This is a genomic window from Gordonia sp. PvP123 (assembly GCF_040547295.1).
In the GTDB taxonomy this organism is placed as follows: domain Bacteria; phylum Actinomycetota; class Actinomycetes; order Mycobacteriales; family Mycobacteriaceae; genus Gordonia; species Gordonia terrae.
In genome coordinates this window covers 121,942-144,630 of record NZ_JBEPPN010000003.1, presented here as the reverse complement: position 1 = coordinate 144,630, position 22,689 = coordinate 121,942, and the positions used below count along the sequence as shown (strand labels likewise).

Annotated in this window: 15 protein-coding genes; 13 read left to right on the top strand and 2 right to left on the bottom strand. The window is 62.4% G+C overall.

From position 1 onward, the window contains the following. The first annotated feature begins 304 nt into the window (after positions 1–304). The 4 genes from ABIC25_RS06130 to ABIC25_RS06115 are packed head-to-tail and all read left to right on the top strand — an operon-like array spanning position 305 to position 7,056. The gene (locus ABIC25_RS06130; protein ID WP_354560470.1) at positions 305–1,852 is read left to right on the top strand and encodes a hypothetical protein; all 1,548 of its coding nucleotides are present in this window, start codon (positions 305–307) and stop codon (positions 1,850–1,852) included. Beyond that, positions 1,849–3,291: a glycosyltransferase family 2 protein gene (locus ABIC25_RS06125; RefSeq protein WP_354560468.1), complete on the top strand. Its 1,443-nt coding sequence runs from the start codon at positions 1,849–1,851 to the stop codon at positions 3,289–3,291. Before ABIC25_RS06130 ends, ABIC25_RS06125 begins: the two co-directional genes overlap by 4 nt. Then, positions 3,284–5,245: a hypothetical protein gene (locus ABIC25_RS06120; RefSeq protein ID WP_354560466.1), complete on the top strand. Its 1,962-nt coding sequence runs from the start codon at positions 3,284–3,286 to the stop codon at positions 5,243–5,245. Before ABIC25_RS06125 ends, ABIC25_RS06120 begins: the two co-directional genes overlap by 8 nt. Next, positions 5,242–7,056: a hypothetical protein gene (locus ABIC25_RS06115; protein WP_354560464.1), complete on the top strand. Its 1,815-nt coding sequence runs from the start codon at positions 5,242–5,244 to the stop codon at positions 7,054–7,056. The genes ABIC25_RS06120 and ABIC25_RS06115 overlap by 4 nt, the downstream gene beginning before the upstream one ends. A gap of 61 nt (positions 7,057–7,117) precedes the next feature. On the opposite strand, the gene ABIC25_RS06110 is transcribed toward ABIC25_RS06115, so the two are convergent. Beyond that, a complete protein-coding gene (locus ABIC25_RS06110; protein ID WP_354560463.1) occupies positions 7,118–7,402 on the bottom strand; it encodes a hypothetical protein in 285 nt (94 codons plus the stop codon). Between the two features lie 733 nt (positions 7,403–8,135). On the opposite strand from ABIC25_RS06110, the gene ABIC25_RS06105 reads away from it, so the two are divergent. The 9 genes from ABIC25_RS06105 (at position 8,136) to ABIC25_RS06065 (ending at position 20,405) form a co-directional block, all read left to right on the top strand. After that, on the top strand, positions 8,136–9,647 hold the full coding sequence (locus ABIC25_RS06105) for a sugar transferase (RefSeq protein ID WP_435529045.1): 1,512 nt from the start codon (positions 8,136–8,138) through the stop codon (positions 9,645–9,647). Continuing rightward, positions 9,647–10,948 (top strand): UDP-glucose dehydrogenase family protein, encoded by a 1,302-nt coding sequence (locus tag ABIC25_RS06100; RefSeq protein ID WP_354560461.1) that lies wholly within the window; start codon positions 9,647–9,649, stop codon positions 10,946–10,948. Before ABIC25_RS06105 ends, ABIC25_RS06100 begins: the two co-directional genes overlap by 1 nt. Next, a complete protein-coding gene (locus ABIC25_RS06095; RefSeq protein ID WP_354560460.1) occupies positions 10,945–13,056 on the top strand; it encodes a polysaccharide pyruvyl transferase family protein in 2,112 nt (703 codons plus the stop codon). The genes ABIC25_RS06100 and ABIC25_RS06095 overlap by 4 nt, the downstream gene beginning before the upstream one ends. Continuing rightward, positions 13,053–14,483: an oligosaccharide flippase family protein gene (locus ABIC25_RS06090; protein WP_354560458.1), complete on the top strand. Its 1,431-nt coding sequence runs from the start codon at positions 13,053–13,055 to the stop codon at positions 14,481–14,483. The genes ABIC25_RS06095 and ABIC25_RS06090 overlap by 4 nt, the downstream gene beginning before the upstream one ends. Next, a complete protein-coding gene (locus ABIC25_RS06085; RefSeq protein WP_354560456.1) occupies positions 14,476–15,798 on the top strand; it encodes an O-antigen ligase family protein in 1,323 nt (440 codons plus the stop codon). Before ABIC25_RS06090 ends, ABIC25_RS06085 begins: the two co-directional genes overlap by 8 nt. A gap of 15 nt (positions 15,799–15,813) precedes the next feature. Continuing rightward, entirely contained in the window at positions 15,814–16,779 is a 966-nt protein-coding gene (locus tag ABIC25_RS06080) for a glycosyltransferase (RefSeq protein ID WP_354560454.1), read from the top strand. 218 nt (positions 16,780–16,997) lie between these two features. Then, positions 16,998–17,687, top strand: coding sequence for a polysaccharide pyruvyl transferase family protein (locus ABIC25_RS06075; RefSeq protein WP_354560453.1), 690 nt, complete (start codon positions 16,998–17,000; stop codon positions 17,685–17,687). Beyond that, positions 17,680–19,194, top strand: coding sequence for a tyrosine-protein kinase domain-containing protein (locus ABIC25_RS06070; protein WP_354560451.1), 1,515 nt, complete (start codon positions 17,680–17,682; stop codon positions 19,192–19,194). Before ABIC25_RS06075 ends, ABIC25_RS06070 begins: the two co-directional genes overlap by 8 nt. Before the next feature lie 83 nt (positions 19,195–19,277). Further along, entirely contained in the window at positions 19,278–20,405 is a 1,128-nt protein-coding gene (locus ABIC25_RS06065; protein WP_354560450.1) for a cellulase family glycosylhydrolase, read from the top strand. 90 nt (positions 20,406–20,495) lie between these two features. On the opposite strand, the gene ABIC25_RS06060 is transcribed toward ABIC25_RS06065, so the two are convergent. Continuing rightward, positions 20,496–22,622 carry an acyltransferase family protein gene (locus ABIC25_RS06060; RefSeq protein ID WP_354560449.1) on the bottom strand — a complete coding sequence of 709 codons (2,127 nt, stop codon included), beginning with the start codon at positions 22,620–22,622 and terminating at the stop codon, positions 20,496–20,498. Positions 22,623–22,689: the final 67 nt, after the last annotated feature.

Genomic DNA, 22,689 nt, shown 5'->3' with positions numbered 1-22,689 from the left:
AGTCAAGTGATTCGGTGCACGGTGATGGATCTGGGCGAGATCCGATCGCGCTCGCGATGACAGATCAAATGTACTGCTGCACAGTATGATCCAATCTTCAAGACGTTTCTGCAGCGGGCCGATCGCGGGCCGCAGATCGTTCCCTTGATCAGACGAACACCGGGGCGACGTGCTCCAACAACTTTCTTTTTAGCGTTACTCTGCTTGTAGTTCGCGATTCGGACGCCAGGGGGGCCACGGGGGTGGCGGCGAGTCGCGGCCGGCGCCGACGCTCGATGCTCAGGCGCTGTCCTGGGGAGGGCTCATGACTGTTCTTGATTCTGTCGCGCCTGCGTCACCGCCGTATGCGGACGCCGACAGCGGCACGGCTCCGCCGACCGCGCACGACACCGGCCGGCGTCCATGGCGGGAGACCCTGACCGCACCTCGCGAGATGTCGATGGGCGTTCGCTACGCGTCGACGATGGGTGCGGGCATGCTGGCGTTCGCCCCGGCGATCGCCGCCGAGTTCGATGCGCTGCGCCAGGGGTCGCCGACGGCGTATCTGCTGTTTGTGCCGCTGTGGTGTCTGATGATCGCGTTCGGGCTCGATGTGTCGTCGCGCGGCCGCGAGATCGGGGACGGCGAGTTCGACCGGATCCTGGTCGTCGTGGTGGGCGGCGCGCTCGGCCTCACCGCGGCGCTCGTCATCCCCCGGGTGCCTGCCGTGGCGGCGTTCTGGCACGCCGATCTGATCCCGTTGCTCATCTGGGTGTTCGCGGCGTCGATCGTGGTCTTCGGAATCCGGCGGGTTGTTCGCGATTACCTCGTCTGGCTGTTCCTGCTGACGTGCTTCCCGCCGAACTACCTGCTCATGGGGCAGCTTCTCGGCGGTTCGACCGTCGCGTTCGGCCTGTTGTCCGTGGCGGTTGCTCTCGTCGTGACGTTCATGTCCCTGCGTCGTCATCCGCGCGTCGCCATTGTGACCGCCGTGGTGTCGGGGGGTGTCGGAACCATGTGTGTGCTGGTTGTCCAGCACACACCGATCCTGGCCTACACGGTTCCCACAGCGGTGGTCACCGCGACCGCGATCGCCGTGCGATTCCGTTTCGGCAGAGCCGGTTCGGCGCACGCCGGGTTGCCCAAGCAGTCCGTCGCCACGCTCGCGTCGGCCTGGTTGGTGGCATTGGCGATCCTCGCGATGATGCCGCTCGCGCCGGATTCACCGAAGCCCGTGGCGTCACCGCCGATCGGTGAGGAGTGGCTCGAACAGATGCGGACGCTCGGCATCGGCATCACCGAACCAGAGGTGTTCGACTGGGGTCCGCGGGTCATGGGTTCCGGTGGCGACGTGCGCCGGTACCGGGTCACGACGGGGCAGACCGGCCCCGCGGACAGGCCGCTGTCCACCGCGTATCTCGACGTCTACTCCACCACCGATCTGGGGCGCTTCTCCAGTTACCGTCGTGGACTGTGGTACGAGACGGTGCCTCCGGCGACGATCGACGCGACGCCGGCCTCGTCGGGTGGGCGACACACCCAGATCGGCAGTATCGCCAACACTCTCGAGTCGGTACGCACCTCGGATGAGGCCCTGTGGACCGGTCGGTTCTGGGGGTGGCGAGTTCCCACGCCGGCCGGCGAGCGCTACTACGCCATCTACCTCATGGCGAACCGTGACCAGGCGAGTGGGTCGGATGTCGCGGAACCGCGGCCACCGAGCTACACCACCACCGTCGTCGAACCCCTCAGCTGGCTCGTGCGCGGTGGCACCGATGCCCGAGATCAGGTCGTCGGCAACCCCGACCTGGACCTCGCGCTGACCGACCTCGCCTGGTCGATGATCGACGCAGTCGAACGACCGTCGCGGTGAGCGCGTCCGGGCGTACCGGTTCGACTGCTGCCCATGTGACGGCGCTGTCGGCGCGCCATCCGCTGAGTCGTGGGCAGCGCCTCGGCCTGGTGGTCGTTGCGGTGGCGATCGCGGTCGCGTTCGCGCTGACGTGGCGGGTGTCGCTCGCGGTCGTTCTCAGTGTCTGCGCCGTGTACTTCCTGGCGTCGAGCATCGACAAGTTCGTGCTCATCACCCGCGGAATGTCCGGTCGGGGCGTCCTACGGGTGTCTGACGAGGACGCCCGGGTGATCCCCGACGACGATCTGCCGGTCTACACGGTCCTGCTGCCGGTGTACGGCGAGCCCGAGATCGTCACGAATCTGGTCGCCGGCGTCGGCAGGATCGACTATCCCGCAGACAAACTCGACATCTTTCTGGTCCTGGAGAGCGACGATCACGAGACGCGCGCCGCGGTCGAAGATGCCGATCTCGACGGGATCACCACGGTCCTGGTGCCGCCGAGCGAACCGCGGACCAAACCCAAGGCGTGCAACGTCGCCATGAGTCTGCCGTCGGAGCGCAGCGACATCGTCACGATCTACGACGCCGAGGACATTCCGGACCCGCTCCAATTGCGTAAGGCGGCTGCGGTGTTCGCCGCCTCCCCGCCGGACGTCGCCTCGGTGCAGGCGCGTCTCGGCTATTACAACGAGCGTGAGAACCTGCTGACCCGTTGGTTCGCGATCGAATACGACCAGTGGTTCTCCTACATGCTGCCGGCGCTGAGTGCGTCGAAGTGCGTCATCCCGCTCGGCGGGACGTCGAATCACATCCGCACCCACGTGCTGCGTGAGGTCGGCGGGTGGGACGCCTACAACGTCACCGAGGACGCCGATCTCGGAATCCGTCTAGCGCGCTACGGGTATCGAACCGTGGTCCTGGATTCGCTGACCGGTGAAGAGGCCAATGCCGACGTGGTGAACTGGGTCCGCCAGCGGTCGCGCTGGTACAAGGGCTATCTGCAGACGTTCCTGGTCCACACCCGCCGGCCACTCGACATGGTTCGGGAGATCGGACTCGTTCCCGCGCTGCGCATCTCGAATTTGACCGCGGGAATGCCGATCGCCAACACCCTCAACCTGTTGTTCTGGGCGCTGCTGCTGGTGTGGTTCGCGGGCAAGCCCGACTTCATGCACTCGTTGTTCCCAGGGCCCATCTACTACCTGTGCCTGCTCATGTTCACCGTCGGCAACCTGGCCACCATCATGCTGGGCGTCGTCTCCGCGCGCACCCAGGGCAAGCCGTATCTGCTCGGCGCAGCTCTCCTCGTCCCCGGCTACTGGTTCCTGCAGTCCATGGCGGCGATCAAGAGTATGGCCCAACTCATCTACAAACCCTCCTACTGGGAAAAGACCGTGCACGGGCTCTCTGCCATGCCCGGTGTGCCCGCACCGCCGAAAGGTCCTGAAGATGCCTAGCAAGACCCGTGTCCTCCGCCGCATCTGGTGCGCCGTCGTGACGGCCCTGATCGTCGGAGGGGTTGCGGTGGCACCTGCCGTCGCCGCCCCCGGGGACGGCCCCACGACGCTCGACTGGCGACAACTCGGGATGGGCAACTCGGTGACGTTCGACAGCGCCGACGTCCCGGTCGGTGTGAGCATCCCGGTGCCCGAGGGGATGTCACCGACCAGGCTGTCGGGAGTGGTGGCGTCGGCGACCAATGTGTCCGATGCCTTCATCCAGGTCGCCCGCTCCGATGGCACGATCGTCGGCACCGTCGTCGTCCCGCGATTCGGTCCGCGGCAGCTGAGCACACCGTTCTCGGTCCCGCTCTCTGCGGTGCCCGTCGGTGACAACGGCCGTGCGGATCTGCGTCTGACACTGCGCAACGGCGACGATGACTCCGTGTGTGGACCCATCCCGGACGTGTCTCTGACCGGCCTGAACGTCGCCTATGCCGGTGTTGCGTCGTCGCCCCGCACCATTCAGGAGTTCTTCGGCACCGTGGTCGGTGACGTCACGATCGTCACGCCCCAGGACCCGAGTGCAGCGGTCGCGCAGGCCACTCTGGGTACGGTTGCCGCGATCACGGATCACTATCGTCCGCAACGGGTGTCGATCGATGTCGTCGAGTCGGCCGGGACGCGCGTGCCGACCCCGGGCGGCCCGCTGGAGCGAACCGTCGTCATCGGCGAGGAGGATGGTCCGGGAGGTGTTCGTCTGGAACGTGCCGGACAACCGTCGGCTGCTCTGGTGATCGGCGGCAACGCCGACTCGCTGCCGGACCAGGTGGCGTTGTTCCGCGACGGGCTCACCGATCTGGCCCAGACCGGTTCTGCCGCCGTCGAATCGGTGTCTGGGCGTCCGGTACGGGGGTCGGATTCGGTGACCTTCGGCGAGTTCTCGGATCGATTGTCCACCGAGGTGCTCGGAATCACCACGCTGGTACCGGGTTTCGACCCGACGATGCTCTCGCTCGGACGTCCGGGTCTGGTGAACGTGCACCTGCTCGCGCGCTACACCCCGGTCCGGGAGGACGAGCGGGCGAACGTGCTGGCGGTCAGTGGCGGGGAGATCCTGCACACGAGCGCCCTGAACGCGTCGGGAAGCCTGGACACCGAATTCACCATTCCGGCTGCCCAGGTCGCGGCCAACGAACCGCTGGAGTTCCGGATCTCCTACGAACCGGGACCAGGTGCGTGCTCGCCGCGAAGTGTGCCGCTGAGCTTCCAGATCGACCCGTCGTCGACGGCGTCGTCGAGCACGACACCGGTTCGGATGGGCGGGTTCTCGTCGATCCCGCTGGGCTGGCAACCGACTGTTCAGGTCGCGCTGGACGACACGAACCCCGCCCAGCTCGACGCAGCTGCCGAGCTGATCGCGTCGGTGCAGCGGAGTTCGGTGACCCCGTTGGCGCCGGTGCTCGTCCCGCTCGAGCAGGCGATCGCCAGCAATACCGGCGCGCTCGTGGTGGCGTCGGCAGCGAACGCGCGTCCGCTGAATCCGCCGATCAACTCCGAGGATTCGTCCACCCTCGTCGATCTGCCGGCGCAGGTCCGGCTGGCGATCCCCGAGGGGCTGGGGACCATCCAGGCGTTCGCGCAGAACTCACGAACGGTCGTTCTCGTGAGCACATCGGGCTCGTGGGATCTCGTCGAGCCGCTGTTCACCTACCTTGATGAGCAGCAGGGCGATCTGGCGAATCTTCGAGGGGACGTGGTGGTGGCCGGGCGAGCGGGTCAGGCCGAGCTGATGACGATCCGGGCCGACGGCCCGCGGGCACAGGTCGATCAGGTCGGCGCCAGCTGGCTGATGTGGCTGGGGATCAGCATCGCGGTGGTGGCAGTCGCGGTCCTCGTCGCGGTCGGGATCACCGTCTATCGCAAGCGTTCCGACGATCCGTCCGACGACGCCGGCTTCGACACCCCGTGACAGTCGAGGTCCGTGAGCGTGCCGCGGAGACGACGACCGGTCCGGGGGCTGTCGCCTCGGGCCGTCGTCGGCTCACCCGGGTTCAGTGGTGGGGGATCTCCCTGTTCACCGGGCTGGCGTTCGCGTACCTTGCGGTCGGCGTCTATCTGTACCTGATCGTCGGGTACATCAACCCGGACGCGAGTAGTCGCGTCGGCAACGCCGGTTTCACGATCTGGAGCCGCGACCCACACCTGGGTGCGATCGGCTTCGTGTGGAATCCGCTGCCCAGTCTGGTCGAGATCCCACTGGTCGAACTGTCGGCGCACTGGCCTCTGAACCTGTGGCCGGAGTTGCGTCGCGTCGGGTTCGCCGGTGCGGTCATGAGTGCGTTGTTCATGGCCGGTGCGGGATGGCAGGTTCGACGCATCGCACTCGATTACGGCGTGGGCCGAGTTCTCCGGTGGATGGCAGTTGCGACGTTCGCACTCAACCCGATGATCGTCCTGTATGCGGGGATGGGGATGAGTGAGGCCCCGTTCCTGTTCTTCTTGCTGTGGACCTGTCGTCGAATCCTGCTGTGGGTGAATCGATTCCGCGTCGTCGATCTCGTCGTCGCCGGGGTTGCGCTGGGGCTGGCCTACCTGACCCGATACGAGGCGTTGCCGGTGGCCGCGGGTGTGGCGCTCGGCGTGTTTGTGATGTCGACTCGGCGGCACCGCCCGGCAGGGGTGAGAGGGCGCACTGCATGGCGGGCCGGCGCACCGTTCGGTCTGCACGATGCGACGATCGTGGCGTTGCCGACCGTGTTCGCGTTCGTCGTGTGGGCGGGGCTCGGATGGCTGCTCGACGGCAATGCGTTCTCCCAGTTCTCCTCCCAGTACGGCAACGCTGCTCAGGTGGAGGCGGCGGGGATCATCTCCGCCGAGGACGTCGGCGCCGGTCCGCTGGCCGAGGTCATCGCAGGCAATCTGCTGGGCATGCAACCGCTGCTGTTCGCGGTCCTGCCGATCGTCGGCTGGATCGCCGTTCGTCGGCACCGCGTCGACGCCGCCGTGGTGGGGGTGGTCTTCGGTTCGGTCCTGCTGTTCCAGATGTCTGCGGTGATCCTGGGGTCGACCTTCGGCTGGTTCCGCTTCTACATGGCGGCAACACCCCTGGTGGTCGTCGCCATCCTCGTCGCCCGCGGCCCCCGCTCCTTGAACCCTTTGCTCCCTGAGGTGCGAGGAGCGCAAGCGACGAGCCTCGAAGGGTCCTCCCTCGCCACCCCCGGCTCCTTGAGCAGCGACCGGAGCTTGCGGAGGTCGCGTGTCGTAAGGACTTCGCTCACCGCATTCATGGCGCTCGTCCTCGTGACATCGCTGCCGGTAACCGCGACGTCGATGCTGACCCCTTCGCTCGGCAAAGAGGAGTACGGCCTCCGGTCTGCAATCTGGCCGGACCGACACCCGCCGTCGGAGTTCTGGTTCTATTGGTTCGGCGACGTGTCACGCAACGTCGCGGGCTGGTTCGACGATCAAGCCCTGCCGCCGGGTTCGGTGCTCGTCGACACATTCGGTATCTCCCGGATCTGGCTGTTCTCCGACCGACCGGAGCAGTTCGTGGTCCGCAGCGATTACGACTTCTTCGCCAAGCTCAACGAACCGCGAGCGCAGGGCGTCCAATACATCCTGACCCCGCGGCCGACCGGCCTCGGCCGGCTCGACGCCATCAACGTGCGCTACCCGACGCTATGGGACGACGGTGCCGAGATCGCCACCCTGGAGATGACGGTCACCAGTCCCAGCGGGACGCCGCAATTCCGTATCTATCGGATCAAAGGGTCGGGTTGAGGTGACCGAGAGCGGTGACGGAAACCGCCTGCTGACAACGCAGTCGCCGTAAGTCTTCGCCTCAGCTTCGTCGCGCCCTGAGGCGGATCAGCACCACTCCGACGATTGCGAATGCGATGAACGACAGGACGTCGGACTCGGTCAAACCGCGGTCAGGACTGAATGCGATGAGCACGTTCCCTTCGAGCGGGTGGTTGAAGAACAGCCACGTGACGCTGAGAACGCCGAGAACGACTGCAGCCCTATATGACGGTCGCGCGAGGCACCACGCCCCAGAGACAATCAACAGATTCAGCAACGCGCAGGCGTGAAAGAGGGCAGGTTCATAGAGGACGTGCGGGATCATCAGTTCAGTATCGCGATCGCCGTACGCTCCGGGGGGCCGGGCTGCCGCCTGGATCCTGCGAGTGTGACGCTAATCCCTCGGGTATCGCAGAAGCGTGCTCAGCGAAGAGCAGTGTGCGAGACCTTGTGCGTGAAGTTGCTATCTTCCTAATCATCTGTTAACGAAATCGACGCCCTGCGGAAATGCGACTAGTTCGAGCAATTTAAGGGATCGTTAGCGATGTATACGGATCCCGATATCCGTCGTGAGGCGGCCCGTGCCGCCATCGTTCAAAACAGCGGAGCTCGAGCGAAACGCAAAACTGTGTCAAGTTTCGTCACTGAAAGTGCCGAGCGATCGTTGATTTAGGGTTTGTGATCGCTTGATTCTGTTTGCGAGCCACAACGAGGTTCAACCGTCCGAATGTTCCTGTAACACAGGCGTATTAGGTCCCGAATGACCGTGTGAACGCCCACCCTGGACGACGAAGCCGGAGCAAAATAGCCGCCGCTTGGGGCCAGGCTGATGGCGCCCGGTTTCACCCTGCAAGGTTGTGTTAACTTTTCGATCACTTTAACTATCGCTAAATTGTGTGCATTCATCACTCTCAGGTTGTGAGCGTGATCAGACTGAAATACTCTCGTTTCGATGCTTCGACTTCGTTGCCGCAAGCGGTCGAAGCTCATCCCGACGATCTCACCGCTGAGTTCTCGAATCTCGAACAGTCGGTTTTTAATTTCTGAGGAGGTGGCGGGTGGCCAATAGTCAGGCCTACGACACTCTGGGTCGTTCACACGGCCGAGCGACGCGACGGCTACGCATCGCCGGACGAGGACGCGAGCGATCCTGGATGCGCGGCTACCTGACGCGATTGGCTTGGACTGACGCCGCCATCATCGCCGGAGCCATCGCCATCGCACAGTTCGTTCGCTTTGGCGCGGGGAGTGCTTTCGAGCCGGTGGCAGCCACCAAGACTCCGATCGTCATCGTATCGCTGCTCCTTGGAGTCAGCTGGCTGCTGGCTCTGCGTGCGTTCCACACTTTGGACCGCCGCATCGCTGGATCAGGGTCGCAGGAGTACAGCAGGGTCGTGACAGCATGCCTGTCGGTGTTCGGGGTGCTGGCGATGATCGACCTCTTGTTCCGTCTCGATATCGCCCGTGGGTTCCTCGCCCTTGCCCTGCCGATCGGGACGGTGGGTCTTGTCTTGGCGCGGTGGGGCTGGCGGCAGCGTCTGGGGAATCAGCGCCTCCAAAAGAAGAACCTCGAGCAGGTGCTGATCGTTGGCAACCTCAGTTCCGCGGTCCCGTTGATGGAACGTCTCATCCGACAACCAACACTCGGTTACGGGGTCGTCGGGATCTGCCTTCCGGCCCACGCCGGGACGCGGGATTCCGTGGCGGTGGGCGACACCCGAGTTCCAGTGTGTGGGACATTCGACGAGGTATCGACGTCTGTCGTCGACTCCGGCGCGACCACGGTCGCGGTGACGTCTGCTGAGGCTCTGGGGCACGCCGCGATGCAGGCCCTGTCCTGGGACCTCGAGGGGCTCGATGTGGACATGGTGGTGTCGCCCGGTGTCACGGACGTCGCCGGCCCCCGCGTCATGGTTCGACCGGTCGCGGGCCTGCCACTTCTCCATATCGACAAGCCCAGATACGAGGGCGCGAATCGGTTTCGGAAGGCTGCGGTCGACCGAGTGGGGTCGGCCGCGATCCTAGCGATGCTGGCTCCGGTGTTTCTCGTCGTCGCGCTCGCCATCAAGCTCGATTCCCCCGGGCCGGTGTTCTACCGTGCCACCCGTGTAGGTATCAATAACCAACCATTTTCGATGTGGAAGTTCCGGTCGATGGTGCAAGATGCCGACTCACAGAAGTCGCAGCTGGCCGCGCACAACGAGGGGGCCGGGGTCCTTTTCAAGATGCGAGATGACCCGCGTGTCACCCGGGTCGGGGCCTTCATCCGGCGATACAGCGTTGATGAACTACCTCAATTGTTCAACGTGTTAGGCGGAACTATGAGTCTTGTAGGTCCACGACCGCCTCTTCCGGACGAGGTCGAGAAGTATGACGGGCGCGTTGCTCGAAGAATGTTGGTCAAGCCAGGTATGACAGGTCTGTGGCAGGTCTCAGGTCGATCCGATCTGTCTTGGGAAGAGTCTGTGCGACTTGATCTCTCGTATGTGGAGAATTGGTCGATCATGCAAGATGCCCTGATTCTGTGGAAAACAGTCAAAGCCGTCGTGGCGAAAGATGGTGCGTACTGATGCGAATGGTTGTATTAGGGCTGGGATACCTCGGCGCAACTCATGCAGCGTGTATGGCTGAGCTCGGACATGAAGTCCTCGGCGTCGAGGTGGTGCCGGACAAGCGTGCTCAGCTGGCCGCGGGAGAGGTGCCGTTCTACGAACCCGGGCTGCCGGAGCTGCTGAAGAAGCACATCGACTCCGGGATGCTGACGGTGTCGGGATCATATGAAGAGGCGGCAGAGTTTGCCGACGTCTTCTTCATCGCGGTTGGGACTCCACAAAAGAAGGGCGAGTACAGCGCCGACTTGAGTTACGTGGATTCAGCTGTTGAGGAGTTGGTTTCGCTTCTCACGCGCGACGCGTTGATCCTTGGCAAGTCAACTGTTCCGGTCGGGACCGCACGGCGACTGTCGGAGCGCGCGGACGAACTGGCGAAGGACGTTCAGGTCGAAATCGCCTGGAATCCCGAGTTCCTGCGGGAAGGATTCGCGATCGATGACACCCTTCATCCGGACCGTGTGGTCCTCGGAGCGTTTGCAGGTGGAAGCGCAGAATCGCGGTGCAGGGAGATTTACGCCCCGATGATCGAGGCGGGTACGCCTTTCATCGTTACCGATCCGCCGACCGCAGAGCTTGTAAAGACCTCGGCGAACGCCTTCCTGGCGACAAAGATCTCCTTCATCAATGCTATTGCGGAAGTCTGTGATGCCGCAGATGCGGACGTCAAGGCGATCGCCGATGCAATTGGCTTCGACGCTCGGATCGGCCGAAAGTTCCTCAACGCCGGGTTGGGTTTCGGTGGCGGGTGCCTGCCGAAGGACATTCGAGCCTTCATGGCTCGCGCAGGCGAACTGGGTGCGGCCGAGGCCTTGAGCTTCCTGCGCGAGGTCGACAACGTGAACATGCGGCGTCGGACTCGGATGGTTGAACTGGCACGAAACGTTTGTGGTGGGTCGCTACTCGGCAAGAGGATCGCGGTTCTGGGTGCTGCTTTCAAGCCGGAGTCAGATGACGTCCGGGATTCGCCGGCACTGAACGTGGCCGGACAGATTCAGTTGCAGGGTGCGTCGGTGACCGTCTACGACCCCAAGGCTATGGACAACTCGCGGAAAATGTTCCCCACCTTGGACTATGCCCTATCTGCGACTGACGCATGCGAGAAGGCCGACGCTGTTCTGGTCTTGACTGAGTGGTCGGAGTTCCAGAATCTCGATCCCTCCGCGCTCAGGACGACCGTGCGTTCTCCGGTCGTCATCGACGGGCGGATGTGCCTTGACGCTGTGGCTTGGCGACAGGCTGGATGGACCGTTCGCGTATGACCGGGGTGAATCACTCTGACGATCGGATCGTTGTGCTACACGCGATCAAGCCGCCGAGTTCGGAGACCCGATACGCCAATCAGCTCGAAGCCGGACGAGTTGACTCGTGCGAGTACATCTACTACACGCTGCGATCGGTGCTCAGGAGGCGGTGGAACGTTCTTCATATTCACTGGCCGGAGATTCTGATCGCCGACACCAACGTCATACGGCATGTTGGCAAGCTCGTGGTCTTGTTGTTCGTGGTGGCCAAGACTCGAGTGACGAAGGCCAAAGTCGTACGAACCGTGCACAACGAGGTTCCCCACGAGACAATCGGACGAATCGACAGCTGTGTTGTCCGGACGCTAGATCGCCTCGTCGATAACTACGTGGTTCTGAATGAGTCTCAGCTTGGCCGAGATCGCCGCAAGCCCACCTCCCATATCCAGCATGGACACTATGGCGATGTTTTCGCTCAACATGTTCGTACGAGCACCATCCAGCGAGACACCAATCGTTTCGTCTTCTTCGGCCGCATCAACCGGTACAAGGGTGTGGGAGAACTAGTTGAGGCATTTGCGACGCTTGACGACGAGGGTCTCGGACTCCGCGTTGTGGGGAAGCCGACCGACGATCTTCGGGACGAACTGGAGGACGCAATCGGGAAGGACTGCCGAGTCACGTACGACTTCGCCTTCATTCCTGATCGTCAGCTCGTCGAGGAGGTGATCGCGTCCAGCGTCGTGGTGTTGCCCTACGCAGAGATGAACAACTCGGGATGTCTACTCGTTGCGCTCTCGCTCAACCGGCCCGTCCTCGTCCCACGATCCCCGGCGAACGAAGCTGTCGCTAGAGAAGCAGGGGACGCGTGGGTCCAGATGTACGATGGCGACCTGACCGGTGAGCATTTAGAGGAAGCGCTGGTCCATGCTCGGGCGCTTCTTGCTGACTCGACTGGCAGGCCGCAGTTCACCGGCCGCGACTGGTCCCAGGTCGGTAGACGGCACTACGAGCTATACAAATCGATTGCGCCACAGCGGCGACGACCGAAATTGTTCGTCCTACTTCAAGGACAAGGGGACAATTTCGGCGATATCCTCATCCGCCGGAACCTTCTGGAACTCTTGCGAGAGTATGGAGAACCCAATGTCCTTCTGGGATCATCCAGAGACGTGTTCATCCCGCAGCTGAACAGTCGGGTTGACGACGTACTGTTCGAGAGTGCAGCGAGGTGGTATCTCTCCGCGCTGTACAACGTGTGCTTCCGGGGAGGAAGCTACGTGTACAAGCCAGGGGAAATACAGATAACCTTTGGGGGCATGAAGGAGCATCTCGCGGTGTTACCTCTCGCGTTGGCTTCGAAGCTCTCTTCGGGACGAATGATTCGGTTCGGCAGCGGAACTCGTGACGACCCATCCAAGCCGATGGCTACCGTGTTCCGCGCACTCCTGAGACTGGACGACGCGACATACTGGCGTGACAGAGAGACTCGAGCATCGGTGCGCCTCGGAGATGTCGCCCCAGACCTCGCCTTCTACTCGAATCCGACGAAGGATGGTTTGTCGGAGGCTGGGGTCCCAGCGCGCCACATGATAGTGGTCAGCGTGCGTGGCGACCGTGACAAGATCGCTTCTGAATGGCTGCAGGGATTGGAAGCCATTGCTTTGGAACGAAATTCGAAGATCGTATCCACATATCAGGTGGGGCGTGACAAAGAGAGGAACAAAGCGCTCGCCGAAGAGAACTCGTGGGAGTTCATCGATCCGGGTCTACTCGGCCCCGAGACTCCCGACGGCGAGCGATTGGCAGAGCTGTACGACGGGGCAGAAGTTGTCGTGAGTGACCGACTCCATGTTCTCGTATTCGCCTTGTCACGCGGCGCGGCTGTGGTCGGAATGGGGACCGATAGCGCAGGCAAATTGCGACGGTGTCTGGGAGTTGTCGGGCTTGCTCATCGAGTCGTCGACGTGGCAGGGCCGTCGTCGGTGCTGGTCGACGCGGTTCGGGCATCTCTGGCGGGTGTTGGCGAGGATCTTGTGGCGGTTCAGTCTGCCAGTAAAGCTGTCGAGGCCGAGTTCGACCGCGCGTTTGATCCAGACAGCGGCCTGACACGCGTTGCGACGTGACAGGGGTTCGAAGCACCGTGCCTAGCGTGGTCGTACGAGGTGTCTCGGTCGGCTTGATGGCCCAGGTGGTGAAGGCAGGCACGCTCTTCGTCGGAACCGTGTTGATTTCGCGCTATCTGGGAACCTCGTTGTTCGGCGTCGCTGCTGCGGTGATGGTTGTCGGTGGCATCGCGCAGGTGCTGGCAGATTTTGGACTCTCGACCGGTATCGCGCGGATTCCTGACGTCCCGAGGCAGGTGGCGACCAATCTATTCTGGGCGAACTTGCTGCTCGGGTTGATTCTCGGAGCAGCGGTTGCACTGCTCGCTCCAGTCCTCAGCAGCGCCGTGGGTGCTCCCGATTACACCGCACTCTTCTATCTGACCGCTGTTCTGTTCCCCTTGGGCGTACTATCCGGCCATTACAAGGCAATCGCTGCCTCTGAGTTGAGATTCTCACTCATAGCCATCAGCGACGTCGTGGGACAGGTGCTCAGCACGACGGCCGCGGTAGTGCTCGCAGCCAACGGTTTCGGCCCCGGCGCGCTCGTGATGCAGTTACTCCTGGCTTTCGCTATCACGGTCGTGCTCCTGCTGATTGCGATCCGGCAGGCGCCCGGCGTACCTCGAGACCTGCGAGAATCGCGCGAAGTGTTGAACGTCAGCAGCGGCTCGTTGGGAACCCAGGCGCTCGTGTACGCGACCCTCGCGATCGAGAAGGTGATCGTGTCGCGACTGGTGGGGCTGTCGGCATTGGGCGTATATGAGTTCGCGCAGCGAATCGCACGTATGCCGTCCATCCAGCTAGCGGTTCCCACCAATAGAGTCGCGATACCGGTGCTCGGTCGCCTGCAGAGCGACCCCGATCTGTTCTGGAATCGCTTCCGGGGATTCTATGTGCCCTTCGTGGTCACGGTGTCGGGGGTTCTGGCAATAACGATTTCAGTCGCGGACGTCGTGATTCCGGCGCTCATGGGCGGGAGTTGGAAGGGTGCAGTCGTCGTCGTCCAGGTTATCGCGCTGGGGACATTCCCCCAGATATTGGCGCTTCCGCTGGTCTGGATCTTCACAGCACTCGGCCTGACGACGCGCCAGTTCACTGTGTCGGTGCTGTCGCGGACTCTCGGCTTGGGCTTTGTGGCTCTCGGAGCGTCGTTCGGGCTCACATTCGCGGCTGTTGGATCGGCAGCTGCCAGCGCCGTCAACCTTATCCTGATGGCTGCTCTGGCCGTGCGACTGGTGCCCGCGCTCGCCCGCCGGTTGTTGCGCCTCATCGTGAGCCAAATGGCAATCTGCGGGGTCTTGCTCGTAGTGTGCTTCCTTCTTGGTCTCGTCGGAGGAGGCGTCTCTGCCGTCCTCGGCTCCGTCGCAGGGTTGGCGCTCATCGCATGGCAGGTGGTCGTCTTCAGTACCCGACGGCGTACCGGGAAGGTTCCACAGAATGTTTGAGACCTCAACTCTCACCGGTGACGCTCGTTCCAGGCGTGCTGAATTGACAAGTCGGCCAGATCTGTTCGCCGGGCTGGGACTTGGAGTTGCTGCCGCGACGCAGGGCGTCCAGATGCCTCTCGTACCCACGTCATTCGGCAACGTCGTGCTCTTGCTCACGGTGTTCGGGGTTGTGATCGCCAAGCCGGAACGCCTAATGTCGGGCCACCTGGGCGGGTTCGATTTCATCGTCGTCGCGTACTTTGCGGCCAAGATATTCTCAGATATCGCGTCAGCGGTCGTGGTGGGGCATCCGGTATCAGTCGGCAATATTTACGGCTCGATCATTTACCTGGGTGCTTACATATGTGTTCTCGCGCGAGCAGAGTCTATCCAGGCGGTTCGCTCGCTACTCTTCGGATTTGTTATCCCTGCACCCCTTGTCGCTCTGCTCGCAATCTTGCAGATCTCGGGGAACAGTGCAGCTATCGTTCTGATCTCAAGATATACAACAGGTGAAGCGGCTATTGACAGAATTTCCACCGACCGTTTGGTTCGTGGTTCTTCAACGCTCGGTCACTGGACAGCGCTCGGCGGTTATTGCATCGTTGTGACCGCCGCATGTCTCATATTGCTGGCAATTGGCCTCAGGCATGCGTATGTCTACTTTTCGATTCTGATGGTGACGCTTGGCGTGCTGACGACGTTGACATCTTCGGCGATTTTCGGTGTTGCGGCGCTGCTGCTGTTCGGGTTCGGGGTCATGCGGCGTTTCAGCATCCTTCTCTTGGCGGTGGTGGTGGCGGGCCTCGCTGCATTCCGCTCAGGCATCGAGTCTCGGTATGACGCACAGTTCACCGGAGCGGTGGTCAGTGACGCACCCAGTTGGGTGCCTGCAACACTCGGGGCGAGGTGGGAGTACTGGACGGAGCAAGGGATTCCGGCCTTCCTCCGGCAACCGGTCTTCGGTTGGGGGCACCGAATCTATGAGTTCAATCTGAGTTACTCGTACAAGCCAGACGTTCTGCTATGGCCATTCGCGGAGAGCGAGTACATTCGCGCACTTGTCACCGGCGGGTTCGTTCTGTTCGCTCTACTCGTGACAGTCCTGGCGGGCAGTCTTCTCCTGGGTTTACGGGGATACCGCAGCACAGGCAGGCGAGAGTTTCGAATATGGTTGGTCTTCGTCGTCGTGACGGTGCTCGTGTGTGTGGTCACGCCTTATCTCTCGACTGCTGGGTTGGGAGTCGGCTTCTTTATCCTGGCCGGCGCAATGCGTTCTCTGCTTACTCTCGGGGAAAATTCGAACCAACCGCCGCGATCTATAGATGGCTGAAAGTAGGAATGGTTGATGACTGAGATTATTAATGCCGGAGTGGCGGATGATCCTGCGGATCTGGGCGCTCAGGGTGTAGTGTTCGCTGCCTCAACAGGCGGCCATTTCCAACAGTCGATTCTCATTGCTACTCAGTTGAACAACCTTGAGTCGTCATCGTGGATCACGTTCGATCATCCTCAGACGAGGTCGATGCGTGAGAAAGTGTCGATGGCGATCGTCCCGTACATCGGGTCAAGAGACTATGTCGGTCTGCTTCGTTCCACGAGAGGGGTGGTCAGTGCGATCCGCAACAGCGATGCATCCACGGTGGTCAGCACAGGTGCGGCCATCGCTCTTATTGCTCTACCGACGGCTGTCCTCACCCGACGTCGCGCGATCTACATCGAAAGTGTCTCTCGGGTGGAGGGACCATCCACCACGGGCCGCATCATGCGTTACATCCCCGGGGTGTCGGTCTACTGTCAGCACCGGCGATGGGCCGGCGGTGCCTGGAAGTTGTGGCCATCGGTGTTGGGAGCTTACAAGCGTTCTGAGAGGACCTACTCGAACTCGGGGCCGTACAAGGTCTTTGTCACAGTCGGAACCCTCAAACAGTTTCGGTTCGACCGCCTGCTGGAGTCACTCTCGGCCCTCGACGGGCCGTACGAGTTCGTTTGGCAGACAGGCTGCACGGACGGGCATCAGTTACCCGGCGAGGTGCACACGAGTTTGTCGGCGGACGATTTCGACGAGGCAGTTCGAAGCTCCGATGTTGTCATCACCCATGCCGGAGTCGGTAGCATCCTGCGGATTCTAGAGCTCGGCCAGTTCCCGCTCGTCTGTCCCAGGGAGAGCCAGAAGGGCGAGCATGTCGATGATCATCAGTTACAGATATGTCGCCTGGTCACGGAGACCGGAGTCGGCCAGGTCGTCGAAGCCGACGCGATCACGGCGGAGGATATTGCTGAAGCGGCGCGGTGGAGAGTCGACGCTGCATGACGGTCGCGAGGGTTAAGGGAGTTGGAGTCGTCTACTGGGCTCCTCGTCGTTGGCGCACAGGTCGTCTGACGGACAGGGGGCGTCGACTGACGAACTTCGGAGACATGCTGGGCCCATGGCTTGTACGGCAGATGATCGATACTGTGCCCCCGTCATGTTCGGGACCTCGTCGCAGCCTTGCGGGCAGTTCGCACCCGCGACTGGTCACCGTAGGGTCCGTGATCAGGCTGGCTGCAGACGGCGACGTCGTGTGGGGCACCGGGGTCAATGGCAAAACTCGCGAGCTGCCCTTCGAGAGGACGCGGCTGGATATTCGGGCAGTGCGTGGTCCTTTGACGCGGGAGTGGCTCATCGGTAAGGGGTTCGACGTCCCGAAAGTATTTGGTGATCCGGGCCTGTTGACGGCGCGCTTCGCAGAATCAGTACCTGTGTGGCCTCGCGAACCGCGCGATGTCCTGGTCGTGCCCAACCTGCATGACTACGAACGGTTTCGCGTCGTATACGGGGACGATCATGACGTCCTCAATCCGCTGACGCAGCTGGATCAGTGCATCGCGCGCATTAGAGCAGCGAGGTTTGTGACCGGTTCATCGCTGCACGGGATCTGCATCGCCGAGTCATTCGGGGTGCCGGCACGACTGATGGCGTCCAGTACTGAGCCCGCATTCAAATATGAGGACTACTTCCTGGGGAGCGGTCGGGAGGTTCCTCGTGTAGCGCATTCAGTGGATGACGCTCTATCGTACGGTGGAGCCCCGCCGCCTCAATTTGATGAACAACGGTTGCTTGCGGCCTTTCCTCACGATCTGTGGGGATTCACAAACGGTGATAGTCGAGACGTGGCGCTGACCGATGACGCAGTCGCTGATAATCCAGCTTATAAAACGTTAGGTGACAGAAATGACTGACGAACGCGCAGACACGACAACTGCGAATTCGAACCGGAGGCCGGTCACTGAGCTCTTGAACGTATTGCGCCGCAGTTGGTGGATCCTGGTCGGGTCCGCCTTGGTGGTCGGCCTCGTCGGACTGCTCTTCTCAGTGCTTCAGCCAGCGGAGTATCGGTCCTCGTCGACGCTGTACGTCACCTCGGGCAGCGACCCCAACACGCAAAGCGCGTTTCAGGGCAGTCAAGCAGCTCAGCAGCGGGTCGCCTCGTACGTGAAGCTGGTCACCTCAGACGCGATCGTGCTCGAAGCGCTGCGTGACGGTTCCATCGACCTTTCGCCTGAGGATGCGCGCGAGAAGCTGACCGCGTCTGCCGCGCCCGAGACGGTTCTGGTCACCGTGAGCGCGACTGACACCGACGCAGAACGCGCAAGGGCTTTGACCACCGCGGTGGGTGAAGCGATGACTAGGTACATCGAGACTCTAGAGCAGCCGAGCGGCGGGGGGGATTCACTCGCGAAGTTGACTGTCGTGAGCTTTGCATCGCAGCCTGAGCAGGTGGCGCCGCGAGTGTTGCGGAACGTGGGCCTGTCTGTTCTGCTTGGATTCTTCGTCGGGATCCTGATCGTGTACTTACGCGAGCGGTTCGACACAGTGGTTCGAAACGTCGGAACGATTCCGGACGGCGTCGGATCCCCAGTGTTGGGCTCGGTTCCACAGGAACCTCAGTTGAGAGGTGGTGGAACGATCAATTTCGCGGCGGGTGCTACATCGGGCGCTGCCGAGTCCTATCGAAGGCTCCGTACAAATCTCACCTTCTCGAATGTCGATCATCCTCCTCGGATTGTGCTTGTGACGAGTGCTGCCCCCGGTGAAGGAAAGACAACCACGGCTTTGAACCTTGCCGCGTCCCTGGCAGACAGCGGAGACCGGGTCGTCATAGTCGATGGTGACCTGAGAAGACCCGAGGTCGCGAATCGAACCGGACGATTGCCGGCCGTTGGATTCACCAACTACCTTCGGGGCGATGCGGACATGTCTGACTTGGTTCAAGCAAGCGACTACCCGAATTTGGATGTCCTCACGAGCGGCGAGCTGCCGCCCAACCCGGCAGAACTTCTGGCTTCTGACCGAGCTGCACAGGGCATTCGCGAATTGGCCAGTCGGTACGATTACGTGATCGTTGATTCGCCGCCCGTGCTGCCAGTTACCGATGCTGCGGTCACGGCTCGAAGCGTCGACGGTGTGCTTCTCGTCGTCCGTGCGGGTAGCACCAAACAGCCGGATCTGATCGAAGCCGTCGGGTCGCTCCGCGCCGCACATGCGTCAATCCTCGGGTTGGTATTGAACGACGTGCGTTCGACTCAGAGCGGTTATCGGTACACGGGCTATGCCAGTACGGACGAGACGCTTTCGCAGTCAGCGGCTGTCGGCGCGTTCAAACGATCCGGCAAGTCAGACAACGGCGGTGGCCTCCCCGGTTCGAGTGGCCGATCAACGCTCAACACAGGTGCCGCACACAAATAGGTTGTAGAGACACCCAGTGAACCCTTGCATGCACTCGCGAAAAATGTAGCGGGTCCAGACTCTGGCCGAAGTCGTGGTTTGTGGTGCATCAAGCTGCGCGCGATCGTATCCTCAGATGCAGTCATTTGGCGGGCCCGGTAAGTACGGGTCCAAGTGTGGCATTGGAGGATATGGTGCGTCGCACCGCAATCGCGATGTTCTCTATCGTTGGTGTCGTCGGACTATTGGTCACCGCCCCTGGATCCACACAAGCAGCAGTGCGGGTTGCAGTAGGCGTGGCGTCCATCTCGACCCAGTATGCCGGCGCCGACTTCGCCGGAGAGGCCGAGCAGATCAGGGCCACCGGAGCGACGGCCATCCGGATCCCGGCGAAGTGGAACCTGCTTCAACCTTCGAACTCGAGTTCGTTCACGTGGACGCGATTGGATTCCGCGGTCGGTGCAGCCAGGTCAAAGGGGCTGTCGATCATGATGAATCTCGAGGGGCCGGCTCCGGTATGGGCACAAAAGTTCGGTGCAAATCCGCTTGCCAACGGGAACGGGCCCGCGGACCCGGCCACTTTCGGTGAGTTCGCGAGACAGGTTGCAGTGCGATACTCATCGCGAGTAGCCACCTGGGAGGTGTGGAACGAGCCGAATCTGGCGCACTACCTCATCCCGCCGACGGCCGGTGAGTATGTGCCGCTGCTCAAGTCGGCGTTCGGAGGTATCCGAGCGGGAGGCGGCAATCAGCCGGTGATCACCGGCGGTTTGTCGAGTCTTCGAACCGAGACTCGGGACGTCACCTTCATCTCGGACATGTACGCACTCGGCGCGAAGCCGTACTTCAATGGGATCGGCGTCCATCCGTATACGCTGCCGTACCCGATCACCGCGGACCCGCGCGCCGGAGACGGAGGCGGCGCGGCGGTGCTTCCCGAGGGGCGCGCGATCATGGTGGCGAACGGGGACTCCACCAAGTCCATCTGGGTGACCGAATTCGGGCAACCGACCGGGAACACGCCTGCCTCGACAACCGAAGCCGTCCAATCCAGCATCATCACCGACGCGGTCAACCGCGCGAACGGACTGTCGTGGATCGCGGCGATCTTCCTCTTCACATCCCGTGACCTGTCCACGAACAAAGCGGATGACAACTCGAACTTCGGTCTGTACCGCTTCGACGGCTCGCCCAAGCCGGTCGTCGGTGCGTTGCAGACTCTGTTGGACTGATTCTTACGCCTCCTGACATTCGAGGGTCTGTTCGCACATGGGCCGGGGACTCATCCGCGAGCATTGAGACACGCATTCTCGGTCCGTTGGTCAGTGCAGTGCGTCGCGCACCGCGGTAACGAGCTGCGGCGCCAAAGTTTGTGAGTAGGTGGCGGTCATATGTCCGGCCGTGTCGCGGTAGACGATGACGTCCCCGATCACCGCTGGGCACCGATCCCCGTTGCAGAACGAGTCCGTCATATCCAGCACGCGTATGCCGGGAACCTGCCCGGCAGCGGCGAGTAGCGGATCCGGCTCGGCGAGGGCGACGGAACGGGGCGTCGCGCACTCGCCGCTGCTGTCGCGCCCGATGGACACGCGGGTCACGCAGCTGAGCGTTTCCTCGCTGACCGACGGGTTGTCGGCTACGACGAGGACTCGCGAGCCGCCTTCGACGACCGGACGCCAGGTCGCCGCGTACTCGTTGGCCGATCGGGTGGTGCGAGTGGCCGTCGTGATCACTAGGTCGTACTTCTGGGCGAGCAGCCGCTTCTGCACCTCAGGCATGACCGTGCGATCGCAGTCGCCGGACTCGCGTAGCGCCCACTGGCAGCCGTAGCCGACGAAAGTGGTGAGGCTCCACTTGTTCTCGTTGAGGTGTCGGGCGAGCCCGGGCAACAGCATGGCGGCGTGCGAGTCGCCGACGATTGCGAGGCGTTTGGCGGCGGGACCGGTGTAGCCGTAGGTGCAGCTGCTCAGTGCCCGCCCCTTCTGGCGGTAGCACTCGTAGGCTCCCTGGGTGTCGTCAGTGAACCTGTCGATGTCCGGGGTCAACCCCTTCGCTGGATCGCGCAACGCGCACCCGGGTGTCGACAGGGCTGCGGCGCCGAAACACGGCGCGTCGTCGGCGGTCCCGGGGTTCATTCCGGCATCGGGGCCGGCGCCGGTGACGACCAGCTTCTGGTTGGCCTGCGATGTCGAACTCTGGTTGCCGGCGTTTTCCTGCAGCACGGCGCCGACGAGGCATGCAACTGCCACCAAGGCTCCAAGGGTGACCCACGCGGTCGGGTTGGGTCGCGGGATGCGGGTACGTGGTCGGTACCCGATGGGCTGCTCGAGCCAGTTGGAGCGACGGATGCGGTTCTCGTAGAGGTGAAATGTTGCGATAGTCAATATCGCAGTCACGCCAATGACCGTCAGGTTGTAGGTCAGCCCCTGGGCCATGATGGCAGTGAGCAGCACGATGACCGGCCAGTGCCATAAGTAGAGCGTGTAGCTGACCTCACCGATGTAGACCGCGCCGCGGTTGGTCAGGTGAGGCACGGCACGCGCCGGTGAGCCGACGAACGCAATGATGACCAAGGCGGTGGAGAGAACAGGCAGAGCCGCTGTAGGTCCGGGGAACACGCTGCTCGGTGTGATGACGAACAGCGACACGGCGACGCCGACGAGCCCGATGTAGGACAGCGCCGGTCGGATCGAGTGCGGGATCCGCGAAAGGACCGGCACGCTGATCGCGATCAGCGCTCCGAGTCCGAGTTCCCAGATTCGGGTGAATGTGGAGAAATAGGCCGCGGTCGGCTCGGACGCCGATTGCACGCAGGCCCACACGAACGACGCGATGCAGATCGTGGCCATCGCCGTGATCAGCCATGCCTGACGCGTCGCACTGTACCGCTGACCAGGGCGTGAGTACCGGCGCGTGAGTGCGAACAGGCCGAGAAGCAGCAGCGGCCACACGAAGTAGAACTGTTCCTCGATGGACAGTGACCAGTAGTGCTGGAGGGGGGAGGGTGGAAGGCCTTCGGCGAAGTAGTCGGTGCCTACTCGCTCGAATCGCCAGTTCGAAAGGAATATCGTCGCCCACAGCCCGTCAATGAATGTTGCCTGCGCCCGGGTCTCGGTGAGCAAAATGTAGCTGGCGGCGACGGTGGCTACGATGACGAGCATCGCCGACGGGATAATCCGGCGGGCGCGGTGGGCATAGAACTTGCGGAAGGAAATCTCGCCGGTGCCGGTGCGCTCGCGGATCAGGACGCCGGTGATGAAGAATCCCGATAACACGAAGAATATGTCAACGCCGACGAAACCACCGCTTGGCCAGCCGAACAGGTGATCAGCGAACACCGCGAGTACAGCGACGGCACGCATTCCCTGCAGATCCAACCGGATATGTGACGGCCGGGGGGCGGGCTCACCTGGTATCGATCGATGGCCCCGCTCGGCGATGATAGTCACAGATAGTCTCCCTCGAATATATCGGCGCAGTGGCCGATATCGAATCATCCATGATGGTGATTCGAGA